The 16,943-nt window shown below is 65.6% G+C and carries 17 protein-coding genes; 9 read left to right on the forward strand and 8 right to left on the reverse strand.

From position 1 onward, the window contains the following. Window positions 1–10: 10 nt before the first annotated feature. The 3 genes from KAJ83_RS06940 to KAJ83_RS06950 form a co-directional block, all read right to left on the reverse strand. A complete protein-coding gene (locus KAJ83_RS06940) occupies window positions 11–607 on the reverse strand; it encodes a TRAP transporter small permease (protein WP_210681331.1) in 597 nt (198 codons plus the stop codon). A 149-nt stretch (window positions 608–756) separates the two neighbouring features. Then, window positions 757–1,791 carry a TRAP transporter substrate-binding protein gene (locus KAJ83_RS06945; protein ID WP_210681332.1) on the reverse strand — a complete coding sequence of 345 codons (1,035 nt, stop codon included), beginning with the start codon at window positions 1,789–1,791 and terminating at the stop codon, window positions 757–759. 247 nt (window positions 1,792–2,038) lie between these two features. Continuing rightward, window positions 2,039–2,578 carry a glutathione peroxidase gene (locus KAJ83_RS06950; RefSeq protein WP_210681333.1) on the reverse strand — a complete coding sequence of 180 codons (540 nt, stop codon included), beginning with the start codon at window positions 2,576–2,578 and terminating at the stop codon, window positions 2,039–2,041. Between the two features lie 129 nt (window positions 2,579–2,707). On the opposite strand from KAJ83_RS06950, the gene KAJ83_RS06955 reads away from it, so the two are divergent. The 5 genes from KAJ83_RS06955 (at window position 2,708) to KAJ83_RS06975 (ending at window position 6,979) form a co-directional block, all read left to right on the forward strand. Then, window positions 2,708–3,883: a vWA domain-containing protein gene (locus tag KAJ83_RS06955; RefSeq protein ID WP_210681334.1), complete on the forward strand. Its 1,176-nt coding sequence runs from the start codon at window positions 2,708–2,710 to the stop codon at window positions 3,881–3,883. Then, window positions 3,880–4,815, forward strand: coding sequence for a DMT family transporter (locus KAJ83_RS19625; RefSeq protein ID WP_210681335.1), 936 nt, complete (start codon window positions 3,880–3,882; stop codon window positions 4,813–4,815). Before KAJ83_RS06955 ends, KAJ83_RS19625 begins: the two co-directional genes overlap by 4 nt. A 91-nt stretch (window positions 4,816–4,906) precedes the next feature. Beyond that, complete coding sequence (locus KAJ83_RS06965; protein WP_210681336.1) at window positions 4,907–5,719, forward strand: phytanoyl-CoA dioxygenase family protein; 813 nt, start codon at window positions 4,907–4,909, stop codon at window positions 5,717–5,719. Window positions 5,720–5,739: 20 nt separating this feature from the next. Then, complete coding sequence (locus KAJ83_RS06970) at window positions 5,740–6,537, forward strand: class II aldolase/adducin family protein (protein ID WP_210681337.1); 798 nt, start codon at window positions 5,740–5,742, stop codon at window positions 6,535–6,537. Next, window positions 6,530–6,979 (forward strand): c-type cytochrome, encoded by a 450-nt coding sequence (locus KAJ83_RS06975; RefSeq protein WP_210681338.1) that lies wholly within the window; start codon window positions 6,530–6,532, stop codon window positions 6,977–6,979. Before KAJ83_RS06970 ends, KAJ83_RS06975 begins: the two co-directional genes overlap by 8 nt. Before the next feature lie 35 nt (window positions 6,980–7,014). Here KAJ83_RS06975 and ilvD read toward each other — a convergent pair whose 3' ends face one another. Continuing rightward, window positions 7,015–8,760, reverse strand: coding sequence for a dihydroxy-acid dehydratase (ilvD, locus tag KAJ83_RS06980; protein ID WP_210681339.1), 1,746 nt, complete (start codon window positions 8,758–8,760; stop codon window positions 7,015–7,017). A gap of 109 nt (window positions 8,761–8,869) precedes the next feature. Between ilvD and KAJ83_RS06985 the strand changes: the two genes are divergently transcribed. Together KAJ83_RS06985 and KAJ83_RS06990 are read left to right on the forward strand one after the other, a co-directional pair. Continuing rightward, window positions 8,870–9,979, forward strand: coding sequence for a phytanoyl-CoA dioxygenase family protein (locus KAJ83_RS06985; RefSeq protein WP_210681340.1), 1,110 nt, complete (start codon window positions 8,870–8,872; stop codon window positions 9,977–9,979). Between the two features lie 49 nt (window positions 9,980–10,028). After that, window positions 10,029–10,691 carry a VOC family protein gene (locus KAJ83_RS06990; RefSeq protein WP_210681341.1) on the forward strand — a complete coding sequence of 221 codons (663 nt, stop codon included), beginning with the start codon at window positions 10,029–10,031 and terminating at the stop codon, window positions 10,689–10,691. 8 nt (window positions 10,692–10,699) lie between these two features. Here the strand turns inward: KAJ83_RS06990 and KAJ83_RS06995 are convergent, their stop codons facing one another. The 3 genes from KAJ83_RS06995 to KAJ83_RS07005 form a co-directional block, all read right to left on the reverse strand. After that, window positions 10,700–11,992 carry a GSCFA domain-containing protein gene (locus KAJ83_RS06995; protein ID WP_210681342.1) on the reverse strand — a complete coding sequence of 431 codons (1,293 nt, stop codon included), beginning with the start codon at window positions 11,990–11,992 and terminating at the stop codon, window positions 10,700–10,702. A gap of 59 nt (window positions 11,993–12,051) precedes the next feature. Then, window positions 12,052–13,080, reverse strand: a complete 1,029-nt coding sequence (locus KAJ83_RS07000; RefSeq protein ID WP_210681343.1) for a histone deacetylase family protein — start codon at window positions 13,078–13,080, stop codon at window positions 12,052–12,054. A gap of 68 nt (window positions 13,081–13,148) precedes the next feature. Beyond that, entirely contained in the window at window positions 13,149–13,877 is a 729-nt protein-coding gene (locus tag KAJ83_RS07005; RefSeq protein ID WP_210681344.1) for a protein phosphatase CheZ, read from the reverse strand. Window positions 13,878–14,306: 429 nt separating this feature from the next. Between KAJ83_RS07005 and KAJ83_RS07010 the strand changes: the two genes are divergently transcribed. Next, window positions 14,307–15,344, forward strand: a complete 1,038-nt coding sequence (locus KAJ83_RS07010; protein WP_210681345.1) for a hypothetical protein — start codon at window positions 14,307–14,309, stop codon at window positions 15,342–15,344. Between the two features lie 11 nt (window positions 15,345–15,355). After that, window positions 15,356–16,708, forward strand: a complete 1,353-nt coding sequence (locus KAJ83_RS07015; protein ID WP_210681346.1) for a S8 family serine peptidase — start codon at window positions 15,356–15,358, stop codon at window positions 16,706–16,708. 53 nt (window positions 16,709–16,761) lie between these two features. Here KAJ83_RS07015 and KAJ83_RS07020 read toward each other — a convergent pair whose 3' ends face one another. After that, complete coding sequence (locus KAJ83_RS07020) at window positions 16,762–16,929, reverse strand: hypothetical protein (RefSeq protein ID WP_210681347.1); 168 nt, start codon at window positions 16,927–16,929, stop codon at window positions 16,762–16,764. Between the last annotated feature and the right edge of the window lie 14 nt (window positions 16,930–16,943).

Below are 16,943 nucleotides of genomic sequence, written 5' to 3' on the forward strand. Positions count from 1 at the left end.
TCCCCGCTCCTCAGATTTCCCGCTCGTCTTCCTCGTACCCCTCCAGCACATGGGTGGAGAGATAGACGTCGCGCGCGGTGATATTCTTGACGGTGGTCAGCGCGTACTGAACACCCGTGACGAAGAATCCGACCGGGACCCAGAGATAGATCCAATGGACCGGGATCTGCAGGGCGGGAAGGATGCGCCCGGAGCTGGCCACCTGCAGGATATAGCCGATGGAGAAATAGCAGAGCGCGAACATGGCGATCGCGGTCACCGCGGTGATCACGATCATCATCATCTTGCGGCCCGGCACGTTGAGCGCGTCGAACAGCGCCGACATGCGGATATGCCGCCCGTGCCGCGCGGCATAGCCGAGACCGGCGAAGGTAATCAGGATGATCAGGATGCGGTTAAGCTCGCCGCTGAAATAGAGCCCGTATTGGAAGACGAAGCGGCTCACTACATTGGCGATCGTGTTGAACGCCATCAACAATACCCCGGCGGCAAGCGCCAGGGCCTCGATCCGGCTGATCGCGGTATCGATCACGCCGAGAAATCCGGGCAGGGTCGAGGGCGGCTCGCCCTTTCCCCCGTGCTGCCCGTCCGACTCTTGGTCTGCCATCCGGCTCCCCCTCGTCCCCAGCCGGCGGAAGCCCGCCGGCGCGCCGTAAAGGACCGCCCCCCGCGGTTCCGTGAACGGCGACAACCCATCCGGCGCGCCCTGGAAGGACGAGCCGGATGGGCGTTGCATCTAGCTCCGGGAGGCCCGGATCAGTTAGCCGCGACGGCTTCACGCGCCTCGGCGAGATCCTCCTTCAACTGTTCGAGGATCGCCTTGCCGCTCTCTCCGGTCATCTCGATGAAGCGTTCCTCGACCTGCGCGGCCGCCTGCTTGAAGGGCTCGCGCTGTTCTTCCGTCAGATGGACGATATTGATCGAGGGCTTGGCTTCCTTGATCTGTTCCAGCGACTTCTCGGTCAGGCCTTCCTGGTATTCGAGGATATAGTCGAAGGCGACGTCGATCGCGTCCTCGACCATCTCCTGCTCCGCCTCGGGCAGCCCCTCGAAGAAGTCGTTATTGGCCATGACCGCCGTGGTGAAGATGTTGTGGCCGGCGAAGGTGATATAATCCGTCACCTCGTACATCTTCGTCGACCAGACCCAGAAGACCGGGTTTTCCTGCCCCTGGATGATATCGGTCTGCAAGGCGCCGAACACCTCGCCCCAGGGCAGCGGCGTCGGCGTGGCGCCGAACGCGTCGTAGGATTCCACCAGAAGCGGGTTGGTCATGGTCCGGAACTTGACCCCATTGAGGTCCTCCGGCGACGTGACCTTTTCCTTGGTGGTCATCGCCACCTCGCCCTCGGGGAACATCTTAAGGAGTTCCAGGCCCTTCTCCTCGTAGAGATCCTCGAAATCCTCGTTGATCGCCTCGCTCTCGCTGAAGAAGGTATTCACCACCTCCGGCTCGGTCGGCATCAGATAGGGGACGAAGAAGACCTGGGCCTCCGGAATCATGGAGCCGGTGAAGCCCGGGGATTGGTCGACGAACTGTAGAATGCCGGCGCGCGCCTGCTCCATGATGTCGGCCGACTCGCCAAGGGTTCCGAAGGGGAAGAGCTTGACCGTATGGTCGGAGTTCTTCTCGACCTCCTCCTTGAATTTCTGCGCGAACTTGCCCTGGACGTCGTCCATCGCCTCCTCGAAGGCGTAGCGCCAGGTATCGGCCTGTGCGCTCGCGGACACGGCGGCGAACGCCGCCGCGGCGACGACCGTGCGCCCAGCGGCGCGTGCGAAAGCTTTCATGGATTGTGCCTCCTTGTTCATGTTTCTCGTTGGCTTTGTATTTTTCTTGGCCTTGCCCGGCAGGCCATTCAGGCGGGCCGGTGGCACGTGCGGACCGGCAGGTGGCGTTCGCCACGCTCGACCGGCCTCATCGCCCAGGGCGCGCAACCACCCCGATGAACAACTTTGGTTGCCGAAGAAAGGCTACTCGCGGGGCGGAAAGAATGTCAACCGCACCCGGCCCGCGCGCTTTTCGGTGGAAAGGGAATCAGCGCGGCAATAAATGTTCCAGGCGACGGGTAAGCGCCGGATCGGCCGGTTTCGTCATCGGCGCGAACCAATCGACCAGCATGCCGTCGGGCCCGATCAGGTATTTGTGAAAATTCCACCAAGGCCGACGGCCGAACCAGCCGGCCTCTCTCCTGACCCAGCGATAGAACGGGTGCGCGCCCCTGCCCGCCACCCGGATCTTGCGCGTGACCGGAAAGGTCACGCCGTACCGCACCCCGCAGAAATCACGAATGGCGGCGTCGTCGCCGGGTTCCTGGTCAGCGAAATCATTGCTCGGCACCGCGATCACGGTAAGCCCGCGCGGCCCGAAATCGCGATGGAGATGCTCAAGCCCCTCATATTGTCCGGTGAAGCCGCAGCGCGAAGCCGTGTTGACGATCAGGACCGGCCCACCCGCGCACGCCGCGAGGTCGAGCCGTCCGCCGTCATTCAGATCGAAGGAGAAGACATGCGCCCCCCGCCACCCCGTCGGCGGCATGGCGGCGGATCGACCGAAATTGTCGCCGGATACAATCATGGTTCATCCTACGGGGGACGCCCGGTTCCGGATGACGCACGCGTCGATCGAATGCGCCGTGGCGTCTTGGACCGACGCCCGCTTTGGCCTATCGTCCGCCCCCGAACCGTTGTTGGAGCGTGAGCGCGCATGTTCCCCACCCTCTTCTACAAGCTGAAATCGGCCGGCGTGCCGGTCTCGTTGCGGGAGTATCTAAGTCTGCTGGAATGCATGGCGCGCGACGTGCCGCGGCAATCCGTCGAGCAGTTCTACTATGTCTCCCGCGCGGCGCTTGTGAAGGACGAGCGGCATCTCGACCGGTTCGACCGGGTTTTCGGGGAGGTTTTCCGGGGCGTCGTCGGCGAGGAGGGCGTGGAGGCCACGGCCTTGCCGACCGAATGGCTGATGAAACTCGCCGAGAAGCACCTTACCGAGGAAGAAAAGGCGATGGTCGAGGCCCTTGGCGGCTTCGAGAAGCTGATGGAAACGCTGAAGCAACGCTTGGCGGAGCAGGAGAAACGTCATCAGGGCGGCGGCAAATGGATCGGCACGGCCGGCACCAGCCCCTTCGGCGCCCATGGCTATAATCCCGAGGGCGTGCGCATCGGCCAGGACGAGAGCCGCCATCGCCGCGCCGTCAAGGTCTGGGACGAACGGCATTTCCAGAATCTGGATAGCGACGAGCCGCTGTCGAACCGCAACATGAAGATGGCGTTGCGGCGCCTGCGACGCTTCGCGCGCACCGGTTCGCAGTTCGAACTCGACCTGCCCGACACCATCCGCAGCACCGCGCGCAACGGCGGCAGCGTCGACATCAAATGGCGGCGGGAGCGGCACAATGCCGTGAAGCTGATCGTACTCTACGATGTCGGCGGGTCGATGGACGACCACATCCTGGAGAGCCGGAAGCTGTTCGACGCGCTGGGCGGGGAATTCAAGCACGCGATCCATCTCTATTTCCACAATTACGTTTACGAAAACCTGTTCGAGGACATGCGCGCGCGCTGGCGCACCGCCGTTCCGACCTGGGATGTGCTGCGCACCTACGGCCGGGACTACAAGCTGATCATCGTCGGGGACGCCACCATGAGCCCCTATGAGATCGCCTATCCCGGCGGCAGCGTCGAACATTGGAACGAGGAGCCGGGGCAGGTGTGGATGCAGCGCCTGCTCGCCCATTTCGAGAAGGCGGTCTGGCTCAACCCGCAGCCGACACGGCTCTGGCCCTACCACCCCTCGATCCGCATGGCGCGCGAGCAGATTGAGGATCGGATGTTCCCCCTGACACTGGCGGGGCTGGACGACGCGATGCGGGCGTTGTCGTGAGCGGACCCGGCGCCCCCGCCCCCGCCACCACTCTACCTGTCCGAAATATCGGCATCGCGCTCACACTCGGCTCAGCCGCCGGTTTCGCGATGAACACGCCGATCGCGCCCCTCGTCTACGCCGATGGCGGCAATGCCGCGACCCTGATGACGGCGCGTACGGGCGCGGCCGGATTGCTGGCGCTGCTTCTGCTGTTGGCGACGCGGCGCCTGCCGCGCGTGCCGCGCGCCGCCTGGCCCTGGCTGATCGGGGTGACGCTCAGTCTTTTCCTTCAGGGGATCGGCTATCTGGGCTCCGTCGCCTATATTCCGGTCGGGCTGGCGGCGGTGATCTTTTTCACTTGGCCGATCATGGTTGCACTGATCGACCCGCTGCTGGGCGGGCCGCGTTTGCGCGCGCTGGATGCGCTCGCCTTCCTGATCGCCTTCGCGGGCCTCGCGCTCGCGATCGGCCCGTCGCTGGAGACACTCGACCCACGCGGCATCGCCCTGGCCCTGCTCGGCGCGGTGGGATTGGCCGCCTTCCTGCTGTTCTCCCGCAAGGCGCTGGAGAGCGTGTCGAGCCTGACGGTCAGCCTCCACGCCAATCTCGGTACCGTGCTGCTTTGCATGGTCACGGCCCCGCTTCTATTCGGCGGGCTCGATTTTCCGGCCGGGGCGGACGGGCGTTGGGCAATGCTGGCGGTATGCGGCTTCTACACGCTCGCGCTCGCATTGCAGTTCGCGGCGCTCAAGCTCGCCAGCGCGCCGATGATCGCGATTCTCTTCAATCTGGAGCCGGTCATCTCCATCCTCGCGGCGGCTTGGCTCCTCGGGGAGGTTCTATCGCCGGATCAATATCTTGGCGGCGCGCTCGTCGTCCTGGGCCTACTCCTCTACGGCCGGTCGGGACGTGCGCGACGGGTGCGCGCCGCGGTGGAAGCAAAAGGATGATCATGCGCGCGTCGACGTCTTTCCCGGCCCGCCCGCTTGCGATAGGCTCCGCCCTCTCATCGGGTCTTCTGCATCGGGAACCGTGACGCCCATGTATCTGACGTCGCAGCAAGTCGAGGAGTTCGACGAGCGGGGGTATCTACAATTCTCCGGTCTTCTCGACGCGGAGGAAGTCGCGGTGCTCAATACCGAGCGGCGTCACCTCCAGGCACGCGAAGGGGCCGAGGTGGTCCGCGAGCCGGGGTCAAGCGCGATCCGCCTTATCTATGGCGCGCATGACTATTGCGAACCCTTCCGGTTGCTTTCCTGTCTGCCCCGCTTGCTTGGACCCGTACGGCAATTGCTGCGCGCGTCCGCCTATATCCATCAAAGCCGCCTTGATCCGAGGCGGGGCTTCACCGGCGATCCCTGGAACTGGCATCAGGATTTCGGGGTCTGGCGTCATGAGGACGGCATGAAGCGGCCGGATTGCGTCATGACCGCGATCATGTTGGACGACACGACGGCGGTGAACGGCCCGCTCCTCCTCGTGCCGGGCAGCCACCGGCATGGCGAGGTGCGGGAAGCGCACCCGGAACCAGACGGCCGGGGCAGCAGCGTGATGCGCATCAGCGCGCACATGCTGGAGGCCTTGGCGCGCGACGGTGGGATAGAGGCGCTGACGGGACCGGCCGGCACCGTCGCCTTCATCCATTGCAATCTGGTGCACGGCTCCGCCAATAATGTCAGTCCCTGGCCGCGCGCCACCCTGTACTTGGCCTACAACAGCGTGGAGAATTTACCGGAAGGTGGGCAAGGCCGCGCTTGGTTCCTCAACAATCCCGACCGGACTCCGCTGGACCCGGTCGACGACGACGCACTGCATGCGCTATCCCGCGCCGCCAAGGCGCGCCGCGCGGGCTAACGACAGGAGAGGGTAAGTCAATGCCTTATGATTTACGTGGCGATCTGGCTCCCCCGACACGCGCGCTCGATTGCTCGGATGCGGAATGGATCGTCCGGGTCGAACTCGCCGCCTGCTATCGGTTGATCCACCATCACGGCTGGACGGATCAGATTTATAACCACATCACGGCCCGCGTGCCCGACACGGGCGACCGGCATGAAATCCTGATCAACCCGTATGGCCTCGCCTATGACGAGGTCTGCGCGTCGAACCTCGTGAAGATCGATCTGGACGGCAACATCCTCGACGGATCATCGTTTGGAATCAACATGGCCGGCTACACGATCCACAGCGCCATCCATGGCGCGCGGCCCGACCTGCACTGCGTGCTGCACACGCACAGCCGCGCGGGCGTCGCGGTATCCTGCCTGAAGGAAGGCTTCGTGCCCATGACCCAGGGCGGTCTGCAATTCCATCAGCGTATCGCCTATCACGATTATGAGGGAATCGCGCTGGATCTCAGCGAACGGGAACGTCTGGTCGCCGATCTTGGCCGGCACCATACGATGGTCCTCAGAAATCACGGCCTGCTGACCTGCGGACCCAGCATCGCGCGCACCTTCTCGCGCATCTATTACCTGGAGCAAGCCTGCGAGGTTCAACTGGACGTCATGAAGACCGGGCGCGAGATCACCCTGCCCGCGCCCGAGGTGCGCGAGCACACGGCCCGACAGTGGGACAGCGCCGAAGCCAATTCCGGGTCCGACCAGGACGTGCCGGAATGGCCTGCCTATCTACGCATGCTCGACCGCATCGATCCGGGCTATCGTGATTAGAGTGGATTCGATTTTCATCTCCGCCGCGTCGCTCCTTCTCCTCGTCCTGCTGTCCGCCATGACTTTCACCGGCGAAGGGCGGGCCGATATGTCGCGCGATCAGCATCCGGATACACGGCCCGCCATGCGGTTGGACCCTAACCTGGGAAATGTCGCGCGAGGGGAACGCCTGGCGATCGAACTGGAATGCGTCGAATGCCACGGCAGGGCTGGCCTCGGCATCCAGCGCGGTTGGCCGAAGCTCGCCGGTCAGTACGAGCAATATCTGCTGAACGAGTTGCGCAACTTCCGCGACGGATTCCGCCCGCACGTCTTCATGGCGATCTATGCCGACGCGCTGACCCGCCGGACCATGCACGATCTGGCGCTCTACTATGCCTGCCAGGGCGAGGACCCGGGCGTGGCGGATGAAGGCCGCTGCGCGCGCCCGGCGACGGAATAAAGCCCGGTCCCGGACGCGCGCTTCGCATCATTCCATCAGATCTCGGCGAAGGGCTTCTTCTCCGCCTTCGCGCCGGGATGGGTGACGGCACCGCCGACGGCGGAGCCCACCGTCTCGGCATAACGCCACAACGCGCCGGAGCCGCTGCCGGGTGCCGGCGGCGTCCATTCGGCGCGCCGACGCTCCAACTCCTCCGCCGAAAGGTCGACCTCCAGCAGCCCCTGATGCGCGTCGATGGTGATCATGTCGCCGTCGCGCAGCAGACCGATCGGCCCGCCGACCGCGGCCTCCGGCCCGACATGGCCGATGCAGAAGCCACGCGTCGCGCCGGAGAAGCGCCCGTCGGTGATCAACGCCACCTTATCGCCCATGCCCTGGCCGTAGATCGCGGCCGTGGTCGCCAGCATCTCCCGCATGCCGGGGCCGCCCTTCGGGCCCTCGTTGCGAATGACGATCACCTCGCCCGCCTTGTAATCGCGTTCCGCCACGGCCTTGTAGGCGGCTTCCTCCGTATCGAAGCAACGCGCGGGCCCCTTGAAGACCAATTCCTTCAGTCCCGCGACCTTCACGATCGCCCCCTCGGGCGCGAGATTGCCGCGCAGCCCGACGACACCGCCCCAACTCGACAGCGGGTTGGAGACGGGACGCACCACGTCCTGATCGGTCGGGAAGGTGACGTTCTCCAGATTCTCGGCCAAGGTCTTGCCCGTGACGGTCAGACAATCGCCGTGCAGCAGGCCGGCCTCCAACAGCGCCTTCAGGATGATCTGAACGCCGCCGACCTCGTAAAGGTCCTTCGCGACATAGCGCCCGCCCGGCTTCAGGTCCGCGATATAAGGCGTCTCTCGGAAGATGTCGGTCACATCGTTGAGGTCGAAGTCGATCCCCGCCTCGTTCGCGATGGCCGGGAGGTGCAGGCCCGCATTGGTGGACCCGCCGGAGGCCGCGACGACCCGCGCCGCGTTCTCCAGCGACTTGCGGGTGACAATCTGGCGCGGGCGGATCTGCTTCTCGATCAGGTCCATGATCTGCAGACCCGACGCCTCGCACACCGCGTCGCGGCTTTCATAGGGGGCCGGCGCGCCGGCGGAGCCGGGCATGGCCAGGCCGATGGCCTCAGACACGCAGGCCATGGTGTTCGCCGTGAACTGCCCGCCGCAGGACCCGGCCGAGGGACAGGCGGCGCATTCGATGTCGTGCAGTTCGTCCTCGTCGATCTGCCCGCCGGAATGGCGGCCGACGGCCTCGAACACGTCCTGCACGGTCATGTCCTTGCCCTTGTAGCGGCCCGGCAGGATGGAACCGCCATAGATGAAGATCGAGGGCACATCCATGCGCACCATCGCCATCATCATGCCCGGCAGCGACTTGTCGCAACCCGCGACACCGACGATCGCGTCATAGCAATGGCCGCGCACGGTCAGTTCCACCGAATCCGCGATCAGGTCGCGGCTGGGCAGCGAGGCATACATGCCCGCATGGCCCATCGCGATGCCGTCCGTCACGGTGATGGTGGTGAATTCGCGCGGATTGCCGGCGCCGGCCTTCACGCCCTTCTTCACCGCCTGGGCCTGACGCGAGAGCGAGATGTTGCAGGGCGCGGCTTCGTTCCAGCAGGTGGCGACACCGACGAAGGGCTGCTTGATCTCCTCGTCCGTCATGCCCATCGCGTAATAGAAGGCGCGGTGCGGCGCGCTTTGCGGGCCGATCGAGACATAGCGGCTCGGCAGTTTCGATTTATCCCACACTTTGCGTCCGGTTTTCGGATCCGATTCGGCCATGGTGCTTCCCTCCCTGCAGACGGGTCGTTAGGTTTGTTGCTTGCTGGCCATAGTGTAGGCCACGGCCGATGACGCAAGGCAAGACTGCGTCCAAGGACATCCGCGAGGGATGACGCAGGACCCCGAAACGGCGAAACCCGAGACGGCGAAGCCCGTACCGCTGCCCTATCAACGGCTCGCCACGCCGGGCGCGTGGTATCGCGGTTTCGCGGACTATCTGCTGGCGGTGCCGGAAGGCCGGCCGCTGCGCGCCATGTTCCCCATGCCGACCGACGCGGCCCAGGCCCTGGAACGGCACCGCCATGTACTGAGCCGGGCCCTGCTGAACCCGCCGATGGAACAGGCGATCGCGGCCGCCATCGGCGGCTATGCCCGCGACCGCCTGAAGATGCCCATATGTCCGCCCACGGACGAGGGGGAGGCCATCGCCGACGAGATCGACGACCGCGGATGGAGCACCCTACCCGCCTGGGACGATTCGGCGGTGGAACGGCTGCGCGCCGCGCTGGACCCGCTGCCGGTATTCGCGAAGCAGGGGGCGGCGCGCTCCGAGGCGCTGAGCCTGGAGGCCGCACGGCGCCACAACGTCGCCGAATACAAGGCGGAGGATCTGCTCCGCCTGCCGGAGGTTCTGTCCTTCGTGACGGAACCGACGGCGCTCGCCGCCACGGAACGCTATCTCGGCGCGCCGCCGATGCTGATCGCGCTGGTCGCTTGGTGGAGCTTTCCCGGCCACGAGGCGCGGGACGCGCAGCGCTTCCATCTCGACATCGACGACCACCGCTTCGTGAAGCATTTCCTCTACCTGACCGACGTGGACGAGACGAGCGGCCCCCACGCCTATGTCGAGCGCACCCACCGCCCCCGGGATTACGGCGCGATCATCGGCCAGGGCCGTGGCGAGACTGAACGGAAGCGGCTATTCGAATGGCTGTTCCAGACCCTCCGCAAGAGCGACGCGGACGTGGCGCGCCATACCGGCCGCCACGCGACCCGGATCACCGGGCCCGCCGGCACGCGGTTCCTGGCCATGACCCGGGGATTGCATAAGGGAGTGGCGCCGGAGAAGCGGGCGCGCCTGCTGATCCAGGCGACCTACGGCATCAGCCCGGCAAGCGCGAAACGCCTCGCCGACGTCCCGGCGAGCGCCCTCCCCCCAGGCCTGTTCGCGCCGCCGACCGACGCCCTGCTCTGGCTCTTCGTCGACCGGGCGCGCTAGACTTCGGAAGTCCGGCATTCCGGGAGCCGCCAAGGGGAGGAGGCGAGACATGACGAGATTGACGGGGATCGATCACCTGGCCTTCATCACGCACGATATCGTGGGCACGATACGCTTCTATCGCGATCTGCTGGGCCTGCGGCTCGTCGCCGGGATCGGCCATGACGGCTTCCGCCATTATTTCTTCAAACTGGCCGACGGGCGCACCCAGATCGCCTTCTTCGAATATGACGGCGCCACCCCGATGGCGCGGAAATTTCCAGGCGACCGGACGTCGGAACCGCGCGGCTACGACCACCTCTCCATGACGGTGGAAAGCCGCGAGGATCTGTTCGCCCTGAAGGACAAGTTGGAAGCCGCCGGCGTCGACGTGCATGGCGCGGTCGATCACGGCCTTTTCTGGTCGATCTATTTCTACGACCCGAACAACATTCCGTTGGAGGCGACCTGGAATTTCATGGACGTGGCGGACGCGCCGGCGGTGGTGGACGACGCGCCGCTTCCCATCGTCGCCGAGGGGGCCGAGCCTCAACCCGGCCATTGGCCCGCGCCGGAAAAGACGACCCCGCCCGAGGCCATGACCGCCAAGGGCGGCAACGCCCTGCCCCTGCGCCGCGAATTGCTCCGCCAGGGCCGGGTGCGCTTCAAGCACGGATTGCCCGGCGATTTCATCGCACTGATGACTGATGCGGTACGCGACGCGAACGATTGACGCCTCCCTTACGCCTCCCGCTTCAGGAACATCGCGTCGAAAAGCTGCATCACCCGGTCCACCGCCCCGCGCGACACATGGCGGAGGTCGGGCTCCCACGGGTCCTTCAGGCAGGTGGTGACAAGTTCGAAGGAGGGGAAGTAATGCGCCTTCGGGTCGGTGCGGCATATCTCCTCCGCCGCGACGCGCAGCACCGCCTTGGAATGGGTGTTGGCCGCGACGACATGGGTGTCGTCCGCCCGCGTGGTCGCCATGAAGGGCACGGGCGAGACGGAAAGGATCAATTCCAAGTCGGGGTTGTGCACGCGCACGATCTCCGCGAAACGGCGGATATCGGCCACGTTGCGCTCCACCGTCAGCACCTCCGGCCGCGCGGTGAGGTAGGAGGAGAAACCGCGCGGATTGCGGGACAGGACGCTGCCGTCGCTCAACAGCCGCCAACATTCGTTGAGCCCCAGCGTCACGATGAAGACCTTGGCGCGGGTCAGCGCGTCCCGCACGGCGGCGAGGTGACGAGGCCGGTCGGCCTCGTAAGCCTCCGGCGTGGTGAACCCCACCCCTTCGCGATAAGGGTCGGTCCAATAGGACTGATCGCCGTGCGTCATGCGGACCAATAGCGGATCGAACGAGCGCTCCCCGAAGGCGCGCTCGGCCAATTGCCGGAAGCCGGGGCTGTTGAAGAGCAACCCCCAGGCGGCGCAGAAATCGGTCACCGACCTATCGGGGCGCGCGCCCTCGGAATGGACGCCGGCCGTGCCGTCGGGCTGTTTCTCCGCGATCACATAATTGAAGCCCCGGCGTTGGAAGGCGTGGCTGATCTCGAACGCGAAACAGCTTCCAGCACTGCCCAGCGGCGTCGCCGCATCGACCAGCGGGACCCGCCGCGCGAAGGGCGCCAGCGTTTCTAGACCCTGGGCCGGGTCGCGCGTCGGGTTGGGCCAGAAGATCGCCTCCGCCGGTTTGCCCTCGCCGGGTTCGTAGGTACGCGCGCTCGCCTGCCCCTCGGCCATGAAGGCGCGCGGCGCCCCGGCCTGGGCGCGGAACCGCGCGGCAAGCGCCGCATCCGTCCCCGCCGCATCCGTCCCCTTGGCCCCCGCCTGCACCGCCTGATGGGCGAGCGTGAGCAGGGCCGTGAGGTCTCGGGTCGCCCGGCCGCTCCGCTCGATGCCCGCCGCGATCCGCTCCCCCAACTCGGGATCGTCACGGAAGACCGCGCGTAACAACACGCGCCGCGCGGCCGGATCGCTCCAGCCGTCCTCACCGCCCAGAAGGGCGATATCGTCGCCGTCATTGGAAGCCATGGGGAGAGGATAAGGCGATTCCCAGCCATGCGAGATGGAACCGCGCGATATCCGTGGGCTCAGGCGTCCTCGAACCCCTCCAGGACATTGACCGTGTTGACCCCGACCTGGGCGACGGCATAACCGCCTTCCATCGCGAAGAGCGTCGGCAGGCCGAGCGCCCCGATCCGCGTCCCGTAGCGCCGGTAATCGTCGCTCTTCAACTTGAAGAAGGAGATCGGGTCCTCCTCGAAGGTATCGACGCCGAGCGAGATGATCAGCGCATCCGGCCCGTAATCCTCGATCCGTCCACAGGCGGCATCCAGCGCTTCGGACCAGCGCTCGAAGGGCGTGCCCTCGGGCATCGGATAATTGACCGTGAAGCCCTCGCCCGCGCCCGCGCCGGTCTCGTCGGCATAGCCGGAGAAATAGGGGAAGGCGTCCTCTGGCTGGCCGTGCAGCGACAGGAACAGAACGTCGCCGCGATCATAGAAGATATCCTGCGTGCCGTTGCCGTGGTGGAAGTCGACATCCAGGATCGCGACGCGCGACGCGCCGTCGTCCAGGAAGGCCTGGGCCGCGATGGCGGCGTTGTTGAGGAAGCAATAGCCGCCGAACATGTCGCCGGTGGCGTGATGCCCCGGTGGCCGGCAGAGCGCGAAGGCGGCACGCTCACCCCCCGCGATGACGGCGCGCGCGGTAAGCGCGACATCCGCGCTGGCCTGCGCGGCCTCCCAGGTACCGCCGCTGATCGCCGTCTCGGAGGCGAGCGAGTGATAGCCGATCTTGCCGTCGATGTGGCGCGGACGCCGGCCGGTCATGCGCCGCGCCGGCCAATTGGCCGCGATCGCCTCCCCCTCGAAACCGGCGGCCTGCCATTCCTCCCAACAGGTGGCCAGGAAATCGAGATAGTCGGCGTCATGAATACGGCGCACGGGATCGAGGCCGTGGCGCGTCGGCGCCTCCACCGGGCCGAGCTTCACGGCGGCCAGCCGCTCCAGCACGAAATCCATCCGTTCCGGGCATTCGAACGGGGGAACGAGGGTACCGCCATAGAGTTCCGTCTTGGCGTCCCGGAGCTTGTGGTCGTCGGTATAGATCGTCTTCACGCGTCGCCGCCTTTCCTCGCCGAAGGCGCGGGAAAAGGTCCCGCCGCCGATCAGCGGGGAGAATAGGGCTAGTCGAACAGCGCGTCGATATCCGCCTGAGAGATTCCCTCACCCGCGCGGGCGGGGCCGTTCAACAACGCCGCATCCTCGTCGCGCTCGATCTCCGGGATCGGCAGATCCTCGAACGCCTCGATCCCCCAGATGCCGATCATCGCGACGATCCGTTCCTCGATATGGCGCAGCGTAGCGATCACCTTGGAGGTCCGCTGGCCGGTCAGGTCCTGGAAATTGCAGGCCTCCATGATCTTGATCGTCGCGGCCTCGATCCGGGAACACAGCGCCTCGGCCTCGGTGTCGCCGGCGATCGTGCCCGCGAGACGGGTCAGGAGGTCCATCTGAGCCTCCGCCTGGCCCAGGATCTCGTCGGTCGCGGTCGCCGTGTCGTGGATGATCGCGTCAAGCTCGCTGCGCGCATCCTCCATCCGGTTATTGTCGGCGCCCGGATGCTTGATATGCGCGATCTCGGCCTTCGCCTTGCCGATCATCTTGACCATGCGCGCGATCTCGATACGAACCGCCAATTCGGAATCGCCCCCCGAATCGGCGCGCCCCACCGACATCTCCGGGCTTGCCTCCTCCCCCGTCGTCGCCCGCAGAATCCTGCCCATCATCGAATGCATCTCGCCGAGTTCCGCGCGGATGGCGTCCAGTTCGGCACCCGTCGCCGCGGACCGGGGCACGCCGGCACCGTCGCCGTCGGCGTGATCGCGATCCCCCGTCTCGTCGCCATCATCCAAAGGCGCGCGCGACCTTTCCGGCGCGGCGGGGCCGGCGGACACCGATGGCACGGAAGGGTCGAGGGACAAGTCCCGCTCCGCGCGGAAGCGCTTTCTGCCAAGAGATCCGGGAGAGGATTGCGTCATGATGAGGATGCTCGTTCGATTAAGTCGCCGGTTCGACGATTACCATGGCCGGAGAACCGCGCCCGAACGCACGTAACTCCGTATTCTCTCAGGTACTATCATGCCTCAAATTCCTTTTTTGGAGGTTAACGCTTCATCCATTCCCGTTTAATAAGGACGTGGGTGCAGGTCGGTTTTCCACTCTCGACGTCCATGCGATGATACAGGTTAGCCGTTTTCCTTCAACGAGGTGACGATCAAGCAAGAATCCCGGTGCGGCGGGCGGGGCGCCAGGCGGTTCAACGAACGGGAAGACACGAAACGATGACGGATCAAGCGGAGCTCGTTCCCACCGACAAGGAACGGGACAGCCTGCATATATTGCCGCTATGCATCGTGCCTCTCGAAACGCCGGGGCTTCGACGCGCGCGGCTCGTCAAGAACAACCGGATCGAGACCATGATCGAGCTGTTCAAGGCGAGCGGCAGCGGCAGCGGCCAGGTCACGCTGCGCGACCTGCCGGGCTTCTTCCCCACGGCCAACGAGGCCGCCTTCAAGAGCGATATCCACAAGATCGGCGCGCTCGCTCGTATTCCGAGTTTCGACGTCTATTCCTGCCGAATATCCCTGCGCGCTCTGGGCATCCAGGTCGACGAGCACACGCACCTGCAATTGTCCGACACGAAGAAATCCGAACTTACCGAACGGATGAAGGCCTTCACGGCGCCGCTGATCAAGAATGTCTACGGTCAGGATACCAAGGACGTGGCGGATGCGGGCGACCTCAGCGCCATGCTGCGCAACCCGGATAAGGAAGAGGCGCTGCGCCGGCTCACCATGCTGGCGGAGAAGCTGAATGTCTCGCTGGAGGATATCCCGCGTTTCGTGGAGGATTACGGCGACGTCTTCCTTTCCCTCGCTTTCTTCCAGGACAAGCTCGACGAGGTCGTTCCGACGCTCAACACCTTCCTGGGCTGGGTCGCCGACCTCCGCCAGAGCTGGCAGGTGCGCAATGATCGTTCCCAGGACCGAATCCTGGACACGATCGTTGCCGACCTCTCCGACATCTCCGGCTCGATCACCGGCCGGTTCGAGAGTTTCGAGCGCAAGACGCAGGATTTCTGGACGGACATCTCGGCCGAGCGGTTCAAGGAGGTGCGCGACCTGGTCACCGCGCATCACGTCACGGTGGGCGGTGTTCTGTGCGGACTCACGCTCAAGCTCGACCTCTGGCAGGAGCGCTTTCCCGACCGGAATTCCGGCGGCCCGCAACAACGGATCGAATTCTGCATCAGCGAGATCATGCCGGGCCTCGATCATATCAAGCGGCTGGAGGCCCGGGCCGCCAAGAGCGGTAACTGACCGCCATGGTCATGAAACGCGATCCGGTCCGGCGGCCTATCCGCGTGTCCGTCCGTCTCGCCCTGCTGTTCCTCTCCCTCCTCATCGTCGCCGCGACATCGGCACGAGCCGCCGGAACGGGTGACGGAACGGCCTTCACCCATCTTGAATCGATGATGGACGCGGCCTGCGACGCGCTGGTCGAGACCGGCGATCCCACACACGCCGACTATTTCACCGCCCGGTTTCCGGATGCGATGACCGCCGTCAACCCGGAACGGGCCGCGGGCGGTGGCATGACGGTGCGGAGTCTCTATCTGCAACGTCCGGGAAGCGATACCCGCTATAGCCTGGAGGCAATACTGAACGCGGGGAACCTCGCCCGCATCGCGATCGAATCCTGGCACGCCCTGCCGTCCGGCACATCGGTTCCCGCCGCCGCGCTGTTCGTCGCACCCAATTGCAGCCCCGCCCAGGCGCGCGAGATCGTCTATGGGACCGATGGGCTTGCCCGGAGCCTGCGCATCGTGGGCCCAGACCTCGTGACGACGCTCGGCGAGGAACCGCTCAACCCGCCGGTGCCGGAAGGCGTCGACGCGAAGGGAGTGACGGTCGCGGTGATCGATTCCGGCATCGCCTATGACCGTCCGGATATCGCCAAGCGGCTGGCGCGGGATGCGACGGGGCGGCTGATCGGCCGGGATTTCTGGGATCTCGATCCGCTACCCTATGATCAGGACGCGACCGGCTCCCCCTTCGTGGCGCGGCGCCATGGAACGCTGGTCGCGGACATCCTGCTTCGCGTCGCGGGGCCGGTTCGGCTGATCCCGCTGCGCTATCCGCGCCCGGACATGACGCGCTTCGGACCGTTGGTCGAGTTTCTCGCGGAACAGGGGACCGCCATCGCGACCCTGGCCATGGGGAGTGACAGTCCGGGCGACTGGGAGGCATTCAAGCGGGCGGTCGAGGCGCATCCCGATATCCTTTTCATCGTCTCGGCCGGCAATGACGGGCGGGATATCGATCGCACCCCGGTCTTCCCGGCGGCATTCGATCTGCCCAATCTACTCGTCGTTACATCGCTGACCGAAGGGGGGCGGATCGCGGTCGGCTCGAACTGGGGAAAGCGGGCGGTGGATATCGGTCTGCCGGCGGAACATCTGATCGCCCGCGACCCAAGCGGCCGGGAACGTCCGGTTTCCGGGTCGAGCTTCGCCGTCCCGATCGCCGCCGGGCTGGCCGCGCGGCTGAAAAGCGACCACCCGGACTGGCGGGCACCGGAACTTAAGGCCGCGTTGCTCGACGCGGCGCGGCCGCTTCCCGATGAAGGGGACAGGCCCCGCATCGCGGCGGGATGGATCGACGAGCGCCCCGCGCGCCCTTGACCCCGGGACGACGACCCGCCCGCACGTATGATCGGCACGGCCCCCTCGCCCCGCTATTTCGAGCGATCGGGATCATAGTCGGCAAGAAGTTCCTGCATTCGGTTGGCCGCGCGATTGGCCGCGGCGAGACGCGCGCGCGCAGGGTGGTTCTCGTCGACCTTCTCAAGCCCGAGACTGAGATTCGCCAACAGGCTCGCCATCGCGTTGTTGAGATCATGCATGGTCCGATCCGAGG

The organism is Marivibrio halodurans, from assembly GCF_017963645.1.
GTDB classification, from domain to species: Bacteria; Pseudomonadota; Alphaproteobacteria; order UBA8366; family Aestuariispiraceae; genus Marivibrio; species Marivibrio halodurans.

Coding starts and splice junctions, on each gene's coding strand:
- KAJ83_RS06940 (WP_210681331.1), bottom strand. CDS start 607: ATGGCAGACCAAGAGTCGGACGGGCAGCACGGGGGAAAGGGCGAGCCG.
- KAJ83_RS06945 (WP_210681332.1), bottom strand. CDS start 1,791: ATGAAAGCTTTCGCACGCGCCGCTGGGCGCACGGTCGTCGCCGCGGCG.
- KAJ83_RS06950 (WP_210681333.1), bottom strand. CDS start 2,578: ATGATTGTATCCGGCGACAATTTCGGTCGATCCGCCGCCATGCCGCCG.
- KAJ83_RS06955 (WP_210681334.1), top strand. CDS start 2,708: ATGTTCCCCACCCTCTTCTACAAGCTGAAATCGGCCGGCGTGCCGGTC.
- KAJ83_RS06965 (WP_210681336.1), top strand. CDS start 4,907: ATGTATCTGACGTCGCAGCAAGTCGAGGAGTTCGACGAGCGGGGGTAT.
- KAJ83_RS06970 (WP_210681337.1), top strand. CDS start 5,740: ATGCCTTATGATTTACGTGGCGATCTGGCTCCCCCGACACGCGCGCTC.
- ilvD (WP_210681339.1), bottom strand. CDS start 8,760: ATGGCCGAATCGGATCCGAAAACCGGACGCAAAGTGTGGGATAAATCG.
- KAJ83_RS06985 (WP_210681340.1), top strand. CDS start 8,870: ATGACGCAGGACCCCGAAACGGCGAAACCCGAGACGGCGAAGCCCGTA.
- KAJ83_RS06990 (WP_210681341.1), top strand. CDS start 10,029: ATGACGAGATTGACGGGGATCGATCACCTGGCCTTCATCACGCACGAT.
- KAJ83_RS06995 (WP_210681342.1), bottom strand. CDS start 11,992: ATGGCTTCCAATGACGGCGACGATATCGCCCTTCTGGGCGGTGAGGAC.
- KAJ83_RS07010 (WP_210681345.1), top strand. CDS start 14,307: ATGACGGATCAAGCGGAGCTCGTTCCCACCGACAAGGAACGGGACAGC.
- KAJ83_RS07015 (WP_210681346.1), top strand. CDS start 15,356: ATGAAACGCGATCCGGTCCGGCGGCCTATCCGCGTGTCCGTCCGTCTC.
- KAJ83_RS07020 (WP_210681347.1), bottom strand. CDS start 16,929: ATGCATGATCTCAACAACGCGATGGCGAGCCTGTTGGCGAATCTCAGT.